Source organism: Pseudomonas shirazica (assembly GCF_015168335.1).
Lineage (GTDB): Bacteria > Pseudomonadota > Gammaproteobacteria > Pseudomonadales > Pseudomonadaceae > Aquipseudomonas > Aquipseudomonas asiatica.
In genome coordinates this window covers 1,380,428-1,395,734 of record NZ_CP063456.1, presented here as the reverse complement: position 1 = coordinate 1,395,734, position 15,307 = coordinate 1,380,428, and the positions used below count along the sequence as shown (strand labels likewise).

17 protein-coding genes are annotated in these 15,307 nt (G+C 63.0%); 9 read left to right on the top strand and 8 right to left on the bottom strand.

From position 1 onward, the window contains the following. Positions 1–3: 3 nt before the first annotated feature. The 6 genes from nuoI to nuoN are packed head-to-tail and all read left to right on the top strand — an operon-like array spanning position 4 to position 6,284. The gene (gene nuoI / locus IMX18_RS06330; protein WP_003251442.1) at positions 4–552 is read left to right on the top strand and encodes an NADH-quinone oxidoreductase subunit NuoI; all 549 of its coding nucleotides are present in this window, start codon (positions 4–6) and stop codon (positions 550–552) included. Between the two features lie 10 nt (positions 553–562). After that, the gene (nuoJ, locus tag IMX18_RS06325) at positions 563–1,063 is read left to right on the top strand and encodes an NADH-quinone oxidoreductase subunit J (RefSeq protein WP_003261007.1); all 501 of its coding nucleotides are present in this window, start codon (positions 563–565) and stop codon (positions 1,061–1,063) included. Positions 1,064–1,066: 3 nt separating this feature from the next. Continuing rightward, the gene (gene nuoK, locus IMX18_RS06320) at positions 1,067–1,375 is read left to right on the top strand and encodes an NADH-quinone oxidoreductase subunit NuoK (protein WP_003251446.1); all 309 of its coding nucleotides are present in this window, start codon (positions 1,067–1,069) and stop codon (positions 1,373–1,375) included. Next, on the top strand, positions 1,372–3,225 hold the full coding sequence (nuoL, locus tag IMX18_RS06315) for an NADH-quinone oxidoreductase subunit L (protein WP_013973388.1): 1,854 nt from the start codon (positions 1,372–1,374) through the stop codon (positions 3,223–3,225). Before nuoK ends, nuoL begins: the two co-directional genes overlap by 4 nt. Positions 3,226–3,274: 49 nt before the next feature. Next, on the top strand, positions 3,275–4,807 hold the full coding sequence (gene nuoM, locus IMX18_RS06310) for an NADH-quinone oxidoreductase subunit M (protein ID WP_015271056.1): 1,533 nt from the start codon (positions 3,275–3,277) through the stop codon (positions 4,805–4,807). A 7-nt stretch (positions 4,808–4,814) separates the two neighbouring features. Further along, the gene (nuoN, locus tag IMX18_RS06305; RefSeq protein ID WP_013973390.1) at positions 4,815–6,284 is read left to right on the top strand and encodes an NADH-quinone oxidoreductase subunit NuoN; all 1,470 of its coding nucleotides are present in this window, start codon (positions 4,815–4,817) and stop codon (positions 6,282–6,284) included. A 78-nt stretch (positions 6,285–6,362) separates the two neighbouring features. Here the strand turns inward: nuoN and IMX18_RS06300 are convergent, their stop codons facing one another. Beyond that, positions 6,363–6,626: an Ogr/Delta-like zinc finger protein gene (locus tag IMX18_RS06300; protein ID WP_023662582.1), complete on the bottom strand. Its 264-nt coding sequence runs from the start codon at positions 6,624–6,626 to the stop codon at positions 6,363–6,365. 200 nt (positions 6,627–6,826) lie between these two features. On the opposite strand from IMX18_RS06300, the gene IMX18_RS06295 reads away from it, so the two are divergent. Continuing rightward, the gene (locus IMX18_RS06295; RefSeq protein WP_003261013.1) at positions 6,827–7,219 is read left to right on the top strand and encodes a helix-turn-helix domain-containing protein; all 393 of its coding nucleotides are present in this window, start codon (positions 6,827–6,829) and stop codon (positions 7,217–7,219) included. Here IMX18_RS06295 and IMX18_RS06290 read toward each other — a convergent pair. From IMX18_RS06290 to IMX18_RS06280, 3 genes are read right to left on the bottom strand one after another with little or no spacing between them, the layout of a single operon-like run. Further along, positions 7,216–7,578 (bottom strand): hypothetical protein, encoded by a 363-nt coding sequence (locus IMX18_RS06290; RefSeq protein WP_023662583.1) that lies wholly within the window; start codon positions 7,576–7,578, stop codon positions 7,216–7,218. The two genes, IMX18_RS06295 and IMX18_RS06290, sit on opposite strands and share 4 nt — an antisense overlap. Next, positions 7,571–7,918 (bottom strand): head completion/stabilization protein, encoded by a 348-nt coding sequence (locus IMX18_RS06285; protein WP_023662584.1) that lies wholly within the window; start codon positions 7,916–7,918, stop codon positions 7,571–7,573. Before IMX18_RS06285 ends, IMX18_RS06290 begins: the two co-directional genes overlap by 8 nt. 11 nt (positions 7,919–7,929) lie before the next feature. Then, positions 7,930–8,178, bottom strand: a complete 249-nt coding sequence (locus IMX18_RS06280) for a helix-turn-helix domain-containing protein (protein WP_003261017.1) — start codon at positions 8,176–8,178, stop codon at positions 7,930–7,932. Between the two features lie 220 nt (positions 8,179–8,398). Between IMX18_RS06280 and IMX18_RS06275 the strand changes: the two genes are divergently transcribed. Next, complete coding sequence (locus IMX18_RS06275; RefSeq protein ID WP_139657830.1) at positions 8,399–10,465, top strand: TonB-dependent receptor family protein; 2,067 nt, start codon at positions 8,399–8,401, stop codon at positions 10,463–10,465. 142 nt (positions 10,466–10,607) lie between these two features. Here IMX18_RS06275 and chrR read toward each other — a convergent pair whose 3' ends face one another. After that, positions 10,608–11,165, bottom strand: coding sequence for a class I chromate reductase ChrR (gene chrR, locus IMX18_RS06270; RefSeq protein WP_015271060.1), 558 nt, complete (start codon positions 11,163–11,165; stop codon positions 10,608–10,610). Positions 11,166–11,322: 157 nt separating this feature from the next. Between chrR and IMX18_RS06265 the strand changes: the two genes are divergently transcribed. Then, positions 11,323–11,541 (top strand): hypothetical protein, encoded by a 219-nt coding sequence (locus IMX18_RS06265; RefSeq protein ID WP_015271061.1) that lies wholly within the window; start codon positions 11,323–11,325, stop codon positions 11,539–11,541. Here IMX18_RS06265 and IMX18_RS06260 read toward each other — a convergent pair. The 3 genes from IMX18_RS06260 to rnhA all read right to left on the bottom strand — a co-directional run bounded on the left by IMX18_RS06260 (position 11,525) and on the right by rnhA (position 15,297). Continuing rightward, entirely contained in the window at positions 11,525–13,774 is a 2,250-nt protein-coding gene (locus IMX18_RS06260) for an Orn/Lys/Arg family decarboxylase (RefSeq protein ID WP_015271062.1), read from the bottom strand. The genes IMX18_RS06265 and IMX18_RS06260 overlap by 17 nt on opposite strands. Before the next feature lie 266 nt (positions 13,775–14,040). Continuing rightward, on the bottom strand, positions 14,041–14,799 hold the full coding sequence (gene dnaQ, locus IMX18_RS06255) for a DNA polymerase III subunit epsilon (RefSeq protein WP_015271063.1): 759 nt from the start codon (positions 14,797–14,799) through the stop codon (positions 14,041–14,043). Between the two features lie 51 nt (positions 14,800–14,850). After that, complete coding sequence (gene rnhA, locus IMX18_RS06250) at positions 14,851–15,297, bottom strand: ribonuclease HI (RefSeq protein WP_003261021.1); 447 nt, start codon at positions 15,295–15,297, stop codon at positions 14,851–14,853. Between the last annotated feature and the right edge of the window lie 10 nt (positions 15,298–15,307).

The window sequence follows — 15,307 nt, the reverse complement described above, 5'->3', positions numbered from 1 at the left end:
CCCATGTTCAAGTATATCGGCGACATCGTTAAGGGCACCGGCACCCAGCTGCGCAGCCTGGCAATGGTGTTCTCCCACGGGTTCCGCAAGCGCGACACCCTGCAGTACCCCGAAGAACCCGTGTACCTGCCGCCGCGCTACCGCGGCCGCATCGTCCTTACCCGCGACCCCGATGGCGAGGAGCGCTGCGTAGCGTGCAACCTCTGCGCGGTGGCCTGCCCGGTCGGCTGCATCTCGCTGCAGAAGGCCGAGACCGAGGACGGTCGCTGGTATCCGGAGTTCTTCCGCATCAACTTCTCGCGCTGCATCTTCTGTGGCCTGTGTGAAGAAGCGTGCCCGACCACCGCGATCCAGCTGACTCCGGATTTCGAAATGGCCGAGTTCAAGCGTCAGGACCTGGTGTACGAGAAAGAAGATCTGCTGATCTCCGGCCCCGGCAAGAACCCTGACTACAACTTCTACCGTGTTGCCGGCATGGCAATCGCTGGCAAGCCGAAGGGCTCTGCACAGAACGAAGCCGAGCCGATCAACGTGAAGAGCTTGCTCCCATAAGGACAGAAAGATGGAATTCGCTTTCTACTTCGCATCCGGGATCGCCGTGGTCTCCACCCTTCGGGTGGTGACCGGCACCAACCCCGTGCACGCCTTGCTTTACCTGATCATTTCGCTGATTTCCGTGGCCATGATCTTCTTCGCCCTGGGTGCGCCGTTCGCCGGCGCCCTGGAAGTGATCGCCTACGCCGGCGCCATCATGGTGCTGTTCGTGTTCGTGGTGATGATGCTCAACCTCGGGCCGGCTTCGGTCGCCCAGGAACGGGGCTGGCTCAAGCCCGGTATCTGGGCCGGGCCGGTGATCCTCGCCGCCCTGCTGCTGCTGGAGCTGCTGTACGTGCTGTTCGTCACCCCGAGCGGCGCCGGCATCAGCGGTACCACCGTGGGCCCGAAAGAAGTCGGCATCAGCCTGTTCGGCCCTTACCTGCTGGTGGTCGAACTGGCTTCGATGCTGCTGCTGGCCGCGGCCGTCACCGCCTTCCACCTGGGCCGCAACGAGGCGAAGGAGTAAATCATGGGTGCTATCCCTCTCGAGCATGGTCTGGCGGTCGCCGGCATCCTGTTCTGCTTAGGTCTGGTTGGCCTGATGGTCCGCCGCAACATCCTCTTCGTGCTCATGAGCCTGGAAGTCATGATGAACGCCTCTGCCCTGGCGTTCGTCGTCGCCGGTGCCCGTTGGGTCCAGCCCGATGGCCAGGTGATGTTCATTCTGGTGATCAGCCTGGCAGCCGCCGAGGCCAGTATTGGCCTGGCCATCCTGCTGCAGCTGTATCGCCGCTTCCACACTCTCGACATCGATGCTGCCAGTGAGATGCGCGGATGAACCTTCTCTTCCTGACTTTCGTCTTCCCCCTCGTCGGCTTCCTGCTGCTGTCGTTCTCGCGCGGGCGGTTCTCGGAGAACCTGTCCGCCCTGATCGGCGTCGGCTCGGTAGGCCTTTCGGCCGCCACCGCCGCCTACGTCATCTGGCAATTCAATGTCGCCCCGCCTGAAGGCGGCGCGTACAGCCAGCTGCTGTGGCAGTGGATGTCGGTGGACGGCTTCGCGCCGAACTTCACCCTGTACCTGGACGGCCTGTCGGTCACCATGCTCGGCGTTGTCACCGGTGTCGGCTTCCTGATCCACCTGTTCGCTTCCTGGTACATGCGTGGCGAAGCCGGTTACTCGCGCTTCTTCGCGTACACCAACCTGTTCATCGCCAGCATGCTGTTCCTGGTGCTGGGCGACAACCTGCTGTTCATCTACTTCGGCTGGGAAGGCGTGGGCCTGTGCTCGTACCTGTTGATCGGTTTCTACTACAGCAACCGCAACAACGGTAACGCGGCACTCAAGGCATTCATCGTCACCCGTATCGGCGACGTGTTCATGGCCATCGGCCTGTTCATCCTGTTCGTCCAGCTGGGTACCCTGAACGTGCAGGAACTGCTGGTGCTGGCACCGCAGAAGTTCCAGGCTGGCGACACCTGGATGGTGCTGGCAACCCTGATGCTGCTGGGTGGTGCGGTCGGTAAATCGGCCCAGCTGCCACTGCAGACCTGGCTGGCCGACGCGATGGCCGGCCCTACTCCGGTCTCCGCGCTGATCCACGCGGCAACCATGGTGACCGCGGGCGTGTACCTGATCGCCCGTACCAACGGCCTGTTCCTGCTGGCGCCGGACATCCTGCACCTGGTAGGGGTGGTCGGTGGCGTGACCCTGGTACTGGCCGGCTTCGCCGCGCTGGTGCAGACCGACATCAAGCGTATCCTCGCCTACTCGACCATGAGCCAGATCGGCTACATGTTCCTGGCCCTGGGCGTTGGCGCCTGGGACGCGGCGATCTTCCACCTGATGACCCACGCCTTCTTCAAGGCCCTGCTGTTCCTTGCCTCCGGTGCGGTGATCGTTGCCTGCCACCACGAGCAGGACATCTTCAAGATGGGCGGCCTGTGGAAGAAACTGCCGCTGGCCTACGCCAGCTTCGTGGTCGGTGGCGCTGCCCTGGCTGCCCTGCCGATCGTGACCGTGGGCTTCTACTCCAAGGACGAGATCCTCTGGGAAGCCTTCGCCAGCGGCAACACCGGCCTGCTGTACGCCGGCCTGGTCGGTGCGTTCATGACCTCGCTGTACACCTTCCGCCTGATCTTCATCGCCTTCCACGGCGAAGCCAAGACCGAAGCCCACGCTGGCCACGGCATCAGCCACTGGCTGCCGCTGGGCGTGCTGATCGTGCTGTCGACCTTCGTCGGCGCCTGGATCACCCCGCCGCTGGCAGGTGTGCTGCCTGAAAGCGCCGGCCACGCCGGTGGCGAAGCCAAGCACGCGCTGGAGATCACTTCGGGCGCCATCGCCATCGCCGGTATCCTGCTGTCGGCCCTGCTGTTCCTGGGCAAGCGCCGCTTCGTCAGCGCCGTCGCCAACAGCGGTATCGGTCGTGTCCTGTCGGCCTGGTGGTTCGCCGCCTGGGGCTTCGACTGGATCTACGACAAGCTGTTCGTCAAACCTTACCTGCTGATCAGCCACATCCTGCGCAAGGATCCGGTTGACCGCAGCATAGGCCTGATTCCTCGCCTGGCTCGCGGCGGCCACGTCGCCATGAGCAAGACCGAGACCGGCCAGCTGCGCTGGTACACCGCTTCGATCGCCGTTGGCGCAGTGCTGGTACTCGGCGCTGTGGTAGTGGCCGCGGTATGACCATGAACCTTGCGAACCTTGCGACCCTGCAAAAGGAAACGAACCCGTCATGATTTTGCCTTGGCTGATCCTGATCCCCTTCATCGGCGGCTTCCTGTGCTGGCTGGGTGAGCGCTTCGGCGCCACCCTGCCGCGCTGGATCGCGCTGCTGACCATGTCCCTTCTGCTCGGCATCGGCCTGTGGCTGTGGGGTAACGGCGACTACACCCTGGCACCCGCTCCGGGCGCCGAGCCTGCCTGGGCCCTGGAATACAAAGTCCAGTGGATCCAGCGTTTCGGCATCAGCATCCACCTGGCCCTCGACGGCCTGTCGCTGCTGATGATCCTGCTCACCGGCCTGCTCGGTGTGCTGTCGGTACTGTGTTCCTGGAAAGAGATCCAGCGTCACGTCGGCTTCTTCCACCTCAACCTGATGTGGATCCTTGGCGGCGTGGTCGGTGTGTTCCTGGCCCTGGACCTGTTCCTGTTCTTCTTCTTCTGGGAAATGATGCTGGTGCCGATGTACTTCCTCATCGCGCTCTGGGGTCACAGCTCGTCGGACGGCAAGAAGACCCGGATCTACGCGGCGACCAAGTTCTTCATCTTCACCCAGGCCAGCGGCCTGATCATGCTGGTGGCGATCCTCGGCCTGGTGCTGGTCAACTACACCAACACCGGCGTGATCACCTTCAACTACAGCGACCTGCTCAAGGCCGAACTGCCAGCCGGTACCGAATACCTGCTGATGCTGGGCTTCTTCATCGCCTTCGCGGTGAAGCTGCCGGTGGTGCCGTTCCACTCCTGGCTGCCTGACGCTCACGCCCAGGCACCGACCGCAGGTTCCGTGGACCTGGCCGGTATCTTGCTGAAGACTGCGGCCTACGGCCTGCTGCGCTTCGCCCTGCCGCTGTTCCCGAACGCTTCGGCCGAGTTTGCGCCAATCGCCATGACCCTGGGCCTGATCGGTATCTTCTACGGTGCCTTCCTGGCCTTTGCGCAAACCGACATCAAGCGCCTGGTCGCCTTCTCCAGCGTCTCGCACATGGGCTTCGTGCTGATCGGTATCTATTCCGGCAGCCAGCAGGCCCTGCAAGGCGCGGTGATCCAGATGCTGGCCCACGGCCTGTCCGCTGCCGCGCTGTTCATCCTGGCCGGCCAGCTGTACGAGCGCTTGCACACCCGTGACATGCGCCAGATGGGTGGCCTGTGGCACCGCATCGCCTACCTGCCGGCCATCAGCCTGTTCTTCGCCGCCGCCTCCCTGGGCCTGCCCGGTACAGGCAACTTCGTCGGCGAGTTCCTGATCCTGATCGGCAGCTTCGCCAGCGTGCCTTGGATCACCGTGATCGCCACCACTGGCCTGGTGTTCGGTTCGGTGTACTCGCTGATCATGATCCACCGCGCCTACTTCGGCCCGGCCAAGACCGACACCGTGCTGGCCGGCATGGACGGACGCGAACTGATCATGGTCCTGGGTCTGGCGGTACTGCTGATCCTGCTGGGCGTGTATCCGCAGCCGTTCCTCGACACCTCTGCCGCCACCATGAGTGGTGTGCAGCAGTGGCTCGGTTCCGCTTTCACTCAACTCGCTTCGGCCCGGTAAGAGCGCTATGGAATTCACCACTCAACACTTCATCGCATTGGCGCCGATGCTGATCACCACCATCACCACGGTGGTGGTGATGCTGGCGATCGCCTGGAAGCGCAACCACTCGCAGACCTTCCTGCTGTCCACCGTGGGCCTCAACCTGGCCCTGCTGTCGATCCTGCCGGCGCTGAAGGTTGCGCCGCTGGCGGTCACCCCGCTGATCACCATCGACAAGTTCGCCTGCCTGTACATGGCGATCATCCTGGTGGCGACGCTGGCCTGCGTCACCCTTGCCCACGCCTACCTCGGCGAAGGCTCCAAGGGTTTCCCGGGCAACCGTGAAGAACTGTACCTGCTGCTGCTGATGTCGGCCCTCGGTGGCCTGGTGCTGGTCAGCGCCAACCACCTGGCCGGCCTGTTCATCGGCCTGGAGCTGCTGTCGGTACCGGTCTATGGCCTGGTGGCGTATGCCTTCTTCAACAAGCGCTCGCTGGAAGCCGGCATCAAGTACATGGTGCTGTCGGCCGCAGGCTCGGCCTTCCTGCTGTTCGGCATGGCCTTGCTGTACGCCGACGCCGGCAGCCTGAGCTTCGACCAGATCGGCAAGGCCCTGGCCGCCACCAGCATGCCAAGCCTGGTGGCCCAGCTGGGCCTGGGCATGATGCTGGTCGGCCTGGCCTTCAAACTGTCGCTGGTACCGTTCCACCTGTGGACCCCGGACGTGTACGAAGGCGCCCCGGCACCGGTCGCCGCCTTCCTGGCAACCGCCAGCAAGGTTGCGGTGTTCGCCGTTGTCGTGCGTCTGTTCATGCTCTCCCCTGCTGCCAGCAGCGGCGCGCTGAGCACCGTACTGGCGGTGATTGCCGTGGCCTCGATCCTGATCGGCAACCTGCTGGCACTGACCCAGAGCAACCTCAAGCGCCTGCTCGGTTACTCGTCCATCGCCCACTTCGGTTACCTGGTCATCGCCCTGGTCGCCAGCAAGGGCCTGGCCCTGGAAGCCATGGGCGTGTACCTGGTCACCTACGTGATCACCAGCCTGGGCGCCTTCGGTGTCATCACCCTGATGTCCTCGCCTTACGGCGGCCGTGACGCCGATGCACTGTACGAGTACCGCGGCCTGTTCTGGCGCCGTCCGTACCTGACTGCGGTACTGACCGTGATGATGCTGTCGCTGGCGGGTATCCCGCTGACCGCCGGCTTCATCGGCAAGTTCTACATCATTGCCACTGGCGTCGAGTCGCACCTGTGGTGGCTGGTCGGTGCCCTGGTGATCGGTAGCGCCATCGGCGTCTACTACTACCTGCGCGTCATGGTCACCCTGTACCTGGTCGAGCCGAACCTGCGTCGCCACGACGCCCCGCTGAAATGGGAACAGCGCACCGGCGGCGTCATGCTGCTGGCCATCGCCATTCTCGCCTTCGTGCTGGGTGTGTACCCGCAACCGCTGCTGGAAATGGTCCAGCAAGCCGGCCTGCAACTGATCGGCTGATCGCCCCGGCAAAACAAGACACCCCGCTTATGCGGGGTGTTTTTTTATCTGCACGCTTTTATCCGTGAGCATGAAGGCTTATTCACCAGGATTGTCCTGGACGGCCCCCGGCAGCGCTGCCTTGCGTAAATCACCGTTGGCCGAAGGCAGGTACACTTCCGGGTTGGGCATGCCGCTGGGCGAGAGCTCATGGGTCATCTCGAACTCGGCACGCACCGACCAGCCACAGGCCTCGTTGGTGCATTGCAAATAGGCGATCCGCAGGAAAATATGACGCCCTTCACTGGTGCGTATACGCATCCGGCTGTGGCAATGCGGGCAAACCAGCTTGTATGTACTCACGGCAAGTACCTGCAAGCATTGTTCGGGCTTACCTTCTGTGAGAATAGTCGTCCGGTTTTGTCAGTATTGGCTGCATATATAGGTGTATTCTTCAGTTTGATGCTTCTCATTGCAGGAATGCTCCTTAAAACGCAGGGCTGTATTCATAACGAGTAGTTTAAGCCCATGGAATATCATTAAACCAGTCATGGATATTAGTTATGAGTACCCACGTACTTGCTTCGGTGCTGACCAGGCTGAAGCTTCTGACCGCTACGGAATCTGACGCCGAGCTGTCCAGAGCGCTCTCGATCAGCCCGCAGACATTGAGCAGCTGGAAGGTGCGCGACAGCATTCCTTACTCACTTTGCATAGACATCGCCAGGCAGTATGCATGCTCACTGGACTGGCTTCTGCTGGGTGAACCCGAACGACATCGCGCAGGCCTGGACGACGAAGGCTGGGAACAGGACATGCTCGCGCGCCTGCGCACCCTGTCGCTTGCCGATCGCCAAGCCGTTCTCCTGCTGGTTCAGGACAAGCAACGCATCCAGCAGCTGGAGCGGCAATTGAGCGCGCTGACCAGTCGCTCGCCCAATGCCGCCAGCGGCTAGCCCCGGCGGCGCCAGCGCTGGATGAGTTCGCGCGGGTCCAGCGTATCCAGCCAGACCATCACCTTGAGGCTGATGGGGATCACCACCACGGCAGCCACGAACCCCGCCATGCCACGGCTCAGCAAGGGCACCAGTGACGAAACCAGCGGCTCGAACAGGTGGCCAACCCCCACGGTCACGAACACCAGCAAGAGTTTCTTGCCCAGCGTCAGGCGCCTGGCCTTGTTGGTGATCAACCGGTCACGCGCCGCGCTCACCAACAAAGCCCCCAGCAGCGCGGCGAACAGGACATTGCCATCCACGCCCAGCAACTCCACCAGCGCCGGGGCCAGGCTGTCGACAACAGATTTTTCAGTCATGGGCAGCCCCTCGGTGTGCGGCGGGCAGGTAGGCGGTCGAGCCCAGGTTACGCATGACCGCGGCTTCGACAAAGCGGATGTAGCACACCTGCAATGCACGCCCGTGGTCATGCCCGGCCACATCCTCGAGGCGCTTGTAGCCCCGCTCTCGCAACACCGCGCGCCAGCGCGCGAATTCGCGTGCCGCGTCGATGGCAGCGCAGCGTGCGGCCACTTCCAGCACAGCCTCACTGACAGGCCGCTTCAGGTTCAGGCGCTCACGCAGCCTGTCCAGGTCTACCCGTGGCCAGAAGGGGTCATGGCAATCGGCATAACGCCGTAACCGAGGATCGTTGCCCATGCTTCATCCCCTCACTGCTCGGCCAGCATGCCGTAACGGATGGCCTTGATCACTGCAGCCACCCGTGTGGGCACATCGAATTTGCGCAGGATGTTCGACACATGGAAGTTCACCGTCGATTCCTTGCATTCCAGGATCTGGCCAATCTCCCACGAGCTCTTTCCGTAGGCACACCACAACAGCACTTGCCGTTCACGTGGCGTCAGGCGAACCGGGGCGTCCGCCAGGGGTTGCTGCGAATGTCGTGCGTTGTCAGTCATGTTTGAACTCCACGGGTGATTGAGCGAGGCATCGCTGCCGGTCTGCAATCACCTTACGAAGCGCGGGTCGCCCAGCTCCATCGCTGCGGCTTGTAAAGAACTTTCGTACAAAACCGTCTGACGAAGGTTGCGCGATATTTGTCGACTTTCCTCGTGCTCCAAGCGGCATTTCGCTCGTCTCAACGCCGTTGTCCATTCGCCTTTCGCCTGGAGTCGTACAATGCGTTGCGTTTTGCCCCCACCATCCTGCCTCGGCCTGCTGGCTGCTTTCGCTGCCTCCCAGCCCGCCCTGGCGGCACCTCCGGTCGAGTTGGGCCAGGTGCTGATCACCGATGAGGAGCAGAACGACCTGACTGCAGCCAGCGAACGCCTGCACGAAGTGCCGGGCGCAAGCAACCTGGTGGACATGCAGCGCGTGGGACAAGGCCGGGTTGCCAGCAACCAGGATGTACTGGCCTACCAGCCCGGGGTATTCGCCCAATCGGCGGGCAACGATGGCATCAAACTGTCGATCCGCGGTTCGGGCATCAACCGCGCACCGGGGGCCCACGGTTCCGGGGTGTACACGATGTTCGATGGCCTGCCCCTGACCGGCCCGGGCGGCACGCCCTACGAGCTGTTCGAGCCGCTGTGGCTTAGCCGTGCCGAAGTGCTGCGCGGCGCCAACGGCTTCGACCAGGGTTCCCTCGCCCTGGGCGGTGCGATCAACTACGTCACCCACACCGGCTACGACGCCGCGCCGCTGCAGGTGCGCTACGAAGTCGGCAGCCGCGGCTACCGGCATCGGCACATCAGCTCGGGGCAGGTACTGGGCAACCTCGACTACTACGTGGCCCTGACCGATTCGGAATATGACGGCTACCAGGCGCACAGCAGCGGCAGTGCCAAGGGTGTGGCGGCCAATGTCGGCTACCGCTTCAACCCGAACCTGGAAACCCGCTTCTACCTGCGCTACCGGGAAACCGAGAACGAGTTGGCCGGGCGCCTGACCAAGGAGCAGATCAAGCATCACCCACGCGCGGCCAACCCGGCCTACCTGGCCCGCGACGACAGCCGCCCGCAACCGGGCAGCACCTGGGTGGGCAACAAGACCACCTTCTACCTCGACGACGATGCGCGCCTGGAAGCCGGCCTGGTCTACCACGACTACCCGATGGACCTGCGCGAAGGCCCGATGCGCCTGAAGGTGGCCTATACCGATGTGAGCGGCACCTTGAACTACTTCCGCCGTGACACTTTGTTCGGCCACGAGAGCAAGACCACTGTCGGCTGGCGCACCACCAAACACCTGCCCAACAGCGGTGCTTCACAGTTCACCCGTAATGGCGACGTGTTCGGTGAGCGCATCCGTGACTTCACCTACCAGGGCTCGGACACCGTGCTGCATGTGGGCAATGACCTGGAGCTGGTACCGAACCTGTGGCTGACCACTGGCCTGGCGATGATCTATACCCGCCGTGAAAGTGATGTCACTTACCACCCTGCCGGGGGCGGCAAAGTGAGCCAGCATGACTGGGACTATGCACCACGCCTGGGGCTGCGCTATGACATCAGCCCGGACTTGCAGGTGTACGGCAACCTGAGCCGCTCGGTCGAACCACCCCATCCCTGGGCCCTGATCTGGAGTGCGCCCACAGCCAACCAACCGATCGAGATGCAAAACCAGACGGCCACCACACTGGAAATGGGTGCACGCGGCGAATCGGCATTGGGGCATTGGGACCTGGCGTGGTACTACTCGCAGGTTCGCCATGAATTGCTGGCGGTTGAGATCGTGCAAGGCGCTCCGGCCAAGGAATTCAACGCCAGCGCCACCGTGCATCAGGGCGTGGAAGCCGGCCTCGACAGTACCCTGTGGGAACGCGCCGGTACTGGCAGGCTGAGTTTGCGCCAGGCCTACACCTTCAGTGACTTCCACTACCGCGATGACGACAAGTTCGGCGATAACCGCCTGCCGGGCATCCCCATGCACTACTACCAGGCCGAGTTGCGCTATGACTGGCCGAGCGGTTTCTACGCCGGGGTGAACACGCAGATGGCGTCGAAGGTGCAGGTGGACTACGCCAACAGTTACCACGCCGATGAATATGCCTTGCTCGGCGCACGCCTGGGCTGGGATTCACCGAAGCAGGACTGGCAGACCTGGCTGGACCTGCGCAACCTGACCAACAAGCGTTATGCGGCGACGGTGACACCTGGCTACAACGATGCCGGAAAGGATGAGGCCCGTTCGACGCCAGGCGAAGGCTTTGGCGTGTATGCCGGGGTTTCCTACAGCTTCCGCTAGAACATGCCGCGCTCCGCTTCTGTAGGAGCAGCCTTGTGCTGCGAAGAGGCCGGTACAGATCCTATTGATGTGTGATTTGTACCGGCCTCTTCGCAGCACAAGGCTGCTCCTACAAAGAGACCGTCCATTCAACGATCGCGAATCAAACCGCCCTGTTCAACTTCACCCAGGAAGCGAACTTGTCGATAAACGCCTGCAAGAACGGCCGGGTCTTGTCATTGAGCTTGCCCGAATCCTCGAACAGGCTAGCCGCGCCGCCAATGTAGGCCTCGGGCATCTGCATGCACGGCATGTCCAGAAACACCAGCGACTGGCGCACGGCATGGTTGGCGCCGAAGCCACCAATGGCCCCCGGCGACACACTGGCCACCGCCGCCGGCTTGCCACTCCAGGCGCTTTGCCCGTAGGGCCGCGAGCCTACATCGATGGCATTCTTCAGGCCGCCAGGCACCGAGCGGTTGTACTCCGGGGTAACGAACAACACCGCATCACTGCGGCGGATCTCGTCGCGAAAACGCTTCCACGCGTCCGGCGCGTCGGCCTCGATATCCTCGTTGTACAACGGCAGATCACCAATCTCCACGATCTTCAGGGCAAGGCTGGACGGCGCCAGCTCCGAGAGTGCGCGGGCGACCTTGCGGTTGTAGGAGTCCTTGCGCAAGCTACCGACGACCACCGCTACCGAATACACCTGGCTCATGGCAATTTCCAACCTCTGCTGGGTAAAGGGACGTTGTAGTTATAGATGACCGTTCCTCGGCGCCTTGGTTTTTTTTCCACGGGGCGAAAACTTCCGACGCTGTTACACGGTCTATGCCTGCAGACATTTCCCACGTAATTCAGAGGTTTCCACCCAAATGGCAGCAGTAATGGTCGACCAATTCCACGCCCGTGACGCCGAAGGCCGCATCTACCCCGTGCACGAGTTCCAGGAGTCGACCCTGCAAACCGACGGCAGCACGCTGGGCGCGCCCATCACCACCTATCGCCTGGCCATCGGCGACAAGGTCAACCATCTGGGTGAAAACCGCTTCGAACTGGCGCGCAGCGGCGTCGAGATCATTCGCATTCCTTGATGCAGTCCACCGTGTAGCGGCCGCTTTCATTCTGCAGGCCGTGCACGTCGGCGACGAAACCTGGGAAGCCCTGGTTGAACGCCCGGGCGAAGGCCAGGTAATCGACTATCGAGCGGGTCGCCTCGGTAAACCGCTCCCCCGGCATGATCAACGGAATACCAGGCGGGTACGGCACCAGCATCACTGCCGCCACCCGCCCCAGCAGCGCCTCGATCGGCACTGCCTCCACCTCACCGCGCACCATCTGGTCATAGGCCCGGGCCGGGCTCACGGCTACCTCCGGCAAGCGCGTGAACAACCGTTTCAGTTGCTTGGCCGTGGCATTGGCGCGGTAGCAGCCATGCAACTGGTCGCACAGGTCGCGCAGGCCCATGCCCTGATAGCGCGAGGCATCGGCAGCCACCACGCTCGGCAGGCAGTTGCTCAGGGCGGTATTGCCGTCATAGTGGCGCTTGAACTCCAGCAACTCGGTGAGCAAGGTGCTCCACTTGCCCTTGGTGATGCCCATGGAGAACAGCACCAGGAAGCTGTACAGGCCGGTTTTCTCTACCACCAGCCCCCGCTCCCAGAGAAACTTGCTGACCACTGCCGCCGGGATGCCATGCTCGCCCAGTGCACCGCCCGCGCTCAGGCCCGGCATCACCAGGGTCACCTTCAGCGGGTCGAGCAGCACATAGTCGTCCGCCACTTCGCCAAAGCCGTGCCACTCCGCCCCCGGCTGCAGCAGCCAGTCCTGCGCGGCCAGGCGGTGGATGCCTTCGGCGCTCGGCGGCTGCCAGATGCTGAACCACCAGTCGTCGGCGGCGATGTGCTCGCGCAGGTTGGCCAGGGCACGGCGAAAGCTCAGCGCCTCGTCGAACATTTCTTGCAGCAGCGAACGCCCGGCCGGCCCTTCCATCATGGTCGATGCCACGTCCAGCGAAGCGAGGATGCTGTACTGCGGCGAGGTCGAGATGTGCATCATGAACGCTTCGTTGAAGCGGTCACGGTCCAGCTGGCGCCTGGCCCCGTCCTGCACATGAATCATCGAGGCCTGGCTGAACGCGGCCAGCAGCTTGTGGGTGGAATGGGTGCTGAACACCAGCGGGCTGTCTGCCGCGCAGGCCGTGCCCATGGCATAGCGCCCGGTAAAGAACTCGTGGAATGCCGCATAGGCGAACCAGGCCTCGTCGAAGTGCAGCACCTCGACACTGGCGCCCAGGGTCTGCTTGATCAGCCCGGCGTGATAGCACAGGCCGTCGTAGGTGGAGTTGGTCACCACCGCCAGCTTGATGCGCTGCCCGCGATCGCGAGCAAGAGGGTTGGCCTGGATCTTCGCCTGGATCGCCTCGGGGCTGAACTCGCTGAGCGGGATCGGGCCGATGATACCGAGTTCGTTGCGCTCGGGGCACAGATAGAGGGGAATGGCACCGGTCATGATGATCGCATGCACCACCGACTTGTGGCAGTTGCGGTCCACCAGCACCAGGTCGTCGCGGCCGACCATGGCGTGCCAGACGATCTTGTTGGCCGTGGAGGTGCCGTTGATGACGAAAAAGGTGTGGTCGGCGCCAAAGTTGCGCGCAGCCCTGGCTTCGGCTTCGGCCAAGGGGCCGGTGTGATCGAGCAGCGAGCCCAGCTCCGGCACGGAAACGGACAGGTCCGAGCGTAGGGTGTTTTCCCCGAAGAACTGGTGAAAGGCCTGGCCCACTGGGCTTTTGCGATAGGCCACGCCGCCGCCGTGGCCCGGGGTGTGCCAGGAATAATTGGACTGCGCGGTGTGCTGCACCAGGGCCTTGAAGAACGGCGGCAGCAGGCCGTCCAGGTAGATATGTGCGGCACGCGCCACCTGGCGCGCAAGAAACGGCACGGTGTCTTCGAACAGGTAGAGGATGCCCCGCAACTGGTTGAGCTCGCTCATGGCTTCGGCGGGGGCGTTTTCCAGGGTTACTTGTTCGCCCAGGGCGAAAATCGGCAGGCTGGGGGCGCGCAGGCGGGCCAGGCGGATCAGCTCGGCCATGTTCTGCAGCAGGTGGGTATTCTCGCCGACGCCCTCGGCGGCAATCAGCATGCAGGCCAGGCCATGGTGGGTGGCAGCGACCAGGCAGGCCTCGGCATGGTCGGCGGCGGCGAGGACGGCAAAGCCGTCCTGGCGCAGTTCCTCGGCGATGCCCCGCACACGCTCGCCAGCGACGCTGTCAACCTTGATGGCGCGGTGCACGATGAGGATGGGGAACTTGAGGTCCTTGTACATCAGGTGGCTACCTCCGAAGGACATGGCGTCTATTTCAGGGTAGTAGAACCTGTGTGATCAGGACCGGTATCGCCTTCAAGACATGCGCAGGATCTGTAGGAGCAGCCTTGTGCTGCGAAGAGGCCATTTCTGCTGAAGAAGATCTGTTGCCCTAACGGCCTCTTCGCAGCACAAGGCTGCTCCTACAGGTACATCACCGGCTTCGGAACTTGTGATGAACCTGTGGGAGCGGGTTCACCCGCGAAAGGGCCGGAGCAGGCGAAAGATCAGCCAGCAGGTGTCTCGGTCAGAGCCTGCCACATGGATGGCCCACCCGCCGACTTGGCAATGGCCGCCAGGCGCTCGGCATGCGCTTCCAGCTCTTCGGCACTGGCCATGATCACTCGCCCTGGCACACGCCCGCTAATACGGCGAATCTCGCTGCCACCAGCACCCGACCCTTCATCCTCGGCTTCTGCCCCATGCGCGGCCAGCGACAGGCTGGTCTGGCCACCGGTCATTGCCAGGTAGACGTCAGCCAGCAATTCCGAGTCGAGCAATGCGCCGTGCAGCTCACGGCCCGAGTTGTCGATATCGTAGCGTTTGCACAGGGCATCCAGGCTGTTGCGCTGCCCCGGGTGGCGCGCGCGCGCCAGCAGCAGGGTGTCGAGGATGGTGCAGTGCTGCGAAATGTCCGCGCGGTCCTGCTGGCCCAGCAAGGCAAATTCGTTGTTGATGAAGCCAACGTCGAACGCCGCGTTGTGGATGACCAGCGTGGCGCCCTGGATGAACTCGAAGAACTCCTCTGCGACATCGCCAAAGCGTGGCTTGCCGACCAGGAAGGCATCGGTGATGCCGTGGACGTTGATGGCGCCCTCGTCACTCTCGCGGTCTGGCTGCAGGTAGACGTGGAAGTGCCGCCCGGTCAGGCGCCGGCCGATGACCTCGACACAGCCGATCTCGATGATCCGGTGGCCTTCGCTGACCGGCATACCCGTGGTTTCGGTATCGAGAATGACGAACCGTTTATCTTGCTGCTGCTCCACGCGGGGCGCTCCAACTTGCATCAGTTACAAAGGCCGGAATTGTACCCCAGCTCAACGCTTGGCGCGCACCTCATCGACCCCACGGTTGGCCAGCTGGTCGGCGCGTTCGTTGCCGGGGTGGCCGATATGCCCGCGCACCCACTTCCAGGTCACCTTGTGGCGGTTGACCTGCTCATCCAGCTGCTGCCACAGGTCGGCGTTCTTCACCGGCTCCTTGGCCGCGGTTTTCCAGCCGCGCTTCTTCCAGTTGGTCATCCATTCGTTGATGCCCTTCATCACGTACTGCGAGTCGGTGGTCAGCACCACTTCGCATTCGCGCTTCAGCGCCATCAAGCCCTGGATCGCGGCCATCAGTTCCATGCGGTTGTTGGTGGTTTCGCGTTCGCCGCCCCACAGTTCCTTCTCGACGCCCTTGTAGATCATAAGGACGCCCCAGCCGCCAGGGCCAGGGTTGCCCTTGCAGGCACCATCGGTAAACATCTCGACGCTTTCGCTCATGTACCACTCA

What these genes read in the sequence shown, in the direction of transcription:
- nuoK (WP_003251446.1), top strand. Translation starts at nt 1,067, where the DNA reads ATGGGTGCTATCCCTCTCGAGCATGGTCTGGCGGTCGCCGGCATCCTG.
- rnhA (WP_003261021.1), bottom strand. Translation starts at nt 15,297, where the DNA reads ATGAGCGAAAGCGTCGAGATGTTTACCGATGGTGCCTGCAAGGGCAAC.
- IMX18_RS06275 (WP_139657830.1), top strand. Translation starts at nt 8,399, where the DNA reads ATGCGTTGCGTTTTGCCCCCACCATCCTGCCTCGGCCTGCTGGCTGCT.
- IMX18_RS06280 (WP_003261017.1), bottom strand. Translation starts at nt 8,178, where the DNA reads ATGACTGACAACGCACGACATTCGCAGCAACCCCTGGCGGACGCCCCG.
- nuoN (WP_013973390.1), top strand. Translation starts at nt 4,815, where the DNA reads ATGGAATTCACCACTCAACACTTCATCGCATTGGCGCCGATGCTGATC.
- IMX18_RS06295 (WP_003261013.1), top strand. Translation starts at nt 6,827, where the DNA reads ATGAGTACCCACGTACTTGCTTCGGTGCTGACCAGGCTGAAGCTTCTG.
- IMX18_RS06265 (WP_015271061.1), top strand. Translation starts at nt 11,323, where the DNA reads ATGGCAGCAGTAATGGTCGACCAATTCCACGCCCGTGACGCCGAAGGC.
- IMX18_RS06285 (WP_023662584.1), bottom strand. Translation starts at nt 7,918, where the DNA reads ATGGGCAACGATCCTCGGTTACGGCGTTATGCCGATTGCCATGACCCC.
- nuoM (WP_015271056.1), top strand. Translation starts at nt 3,275, where the DNA reads ATGATTTTGCCTTGGCTGATCCTGATCCCCTTCATCGGCGGCTTCCTG.
- IMX18_RS06290 (WP_023662583.1), bottom strand. Translation starts at nt 7,578, where the DNA reads ATGACTGAAAAATCTGTTGTCGACAGCCTGGCCCCGGCGCTGGTGGAG.
- chrR (WP_015271060.1), bottom strand. Translation starts at nt 11,165, where the DNA reads ATGAGCCAGGTGTATTCGGTAGCGGTGGTCGTCGGTAGCTTGCGCAAG.
- nuoL (WP_013973388.1), top strand. Translation starts at nt 1,372, where the DNA reads ATGAACCTTCTCTTCCTGACTTTCGTCTTCCCCCTCGTCGGCTTCCTG.
- nuoJ (WP_003261007.1), top strand. Translation starts at nt 563, where the DNA reads ATGGAATTCGCTTTCTACTTCGCATCCGGGATCGCCGTGGTCTCCACC.
- nuoI (WP_003251442.1), top strand. Translation starts at nt 4, where the DNA reads ATGTTCAAGTATATCGGCGACATCGTTAAGGGCACCGGCACCCAGCTG.
- IMX18_RS06260 (WP_015271062.1), bottom strand. Translation starts at nt 13,774, where the DNA reads ATGTACAAGGACCTCAAGTTCCCCATCCTCATCGTGCACCGCGCCATC.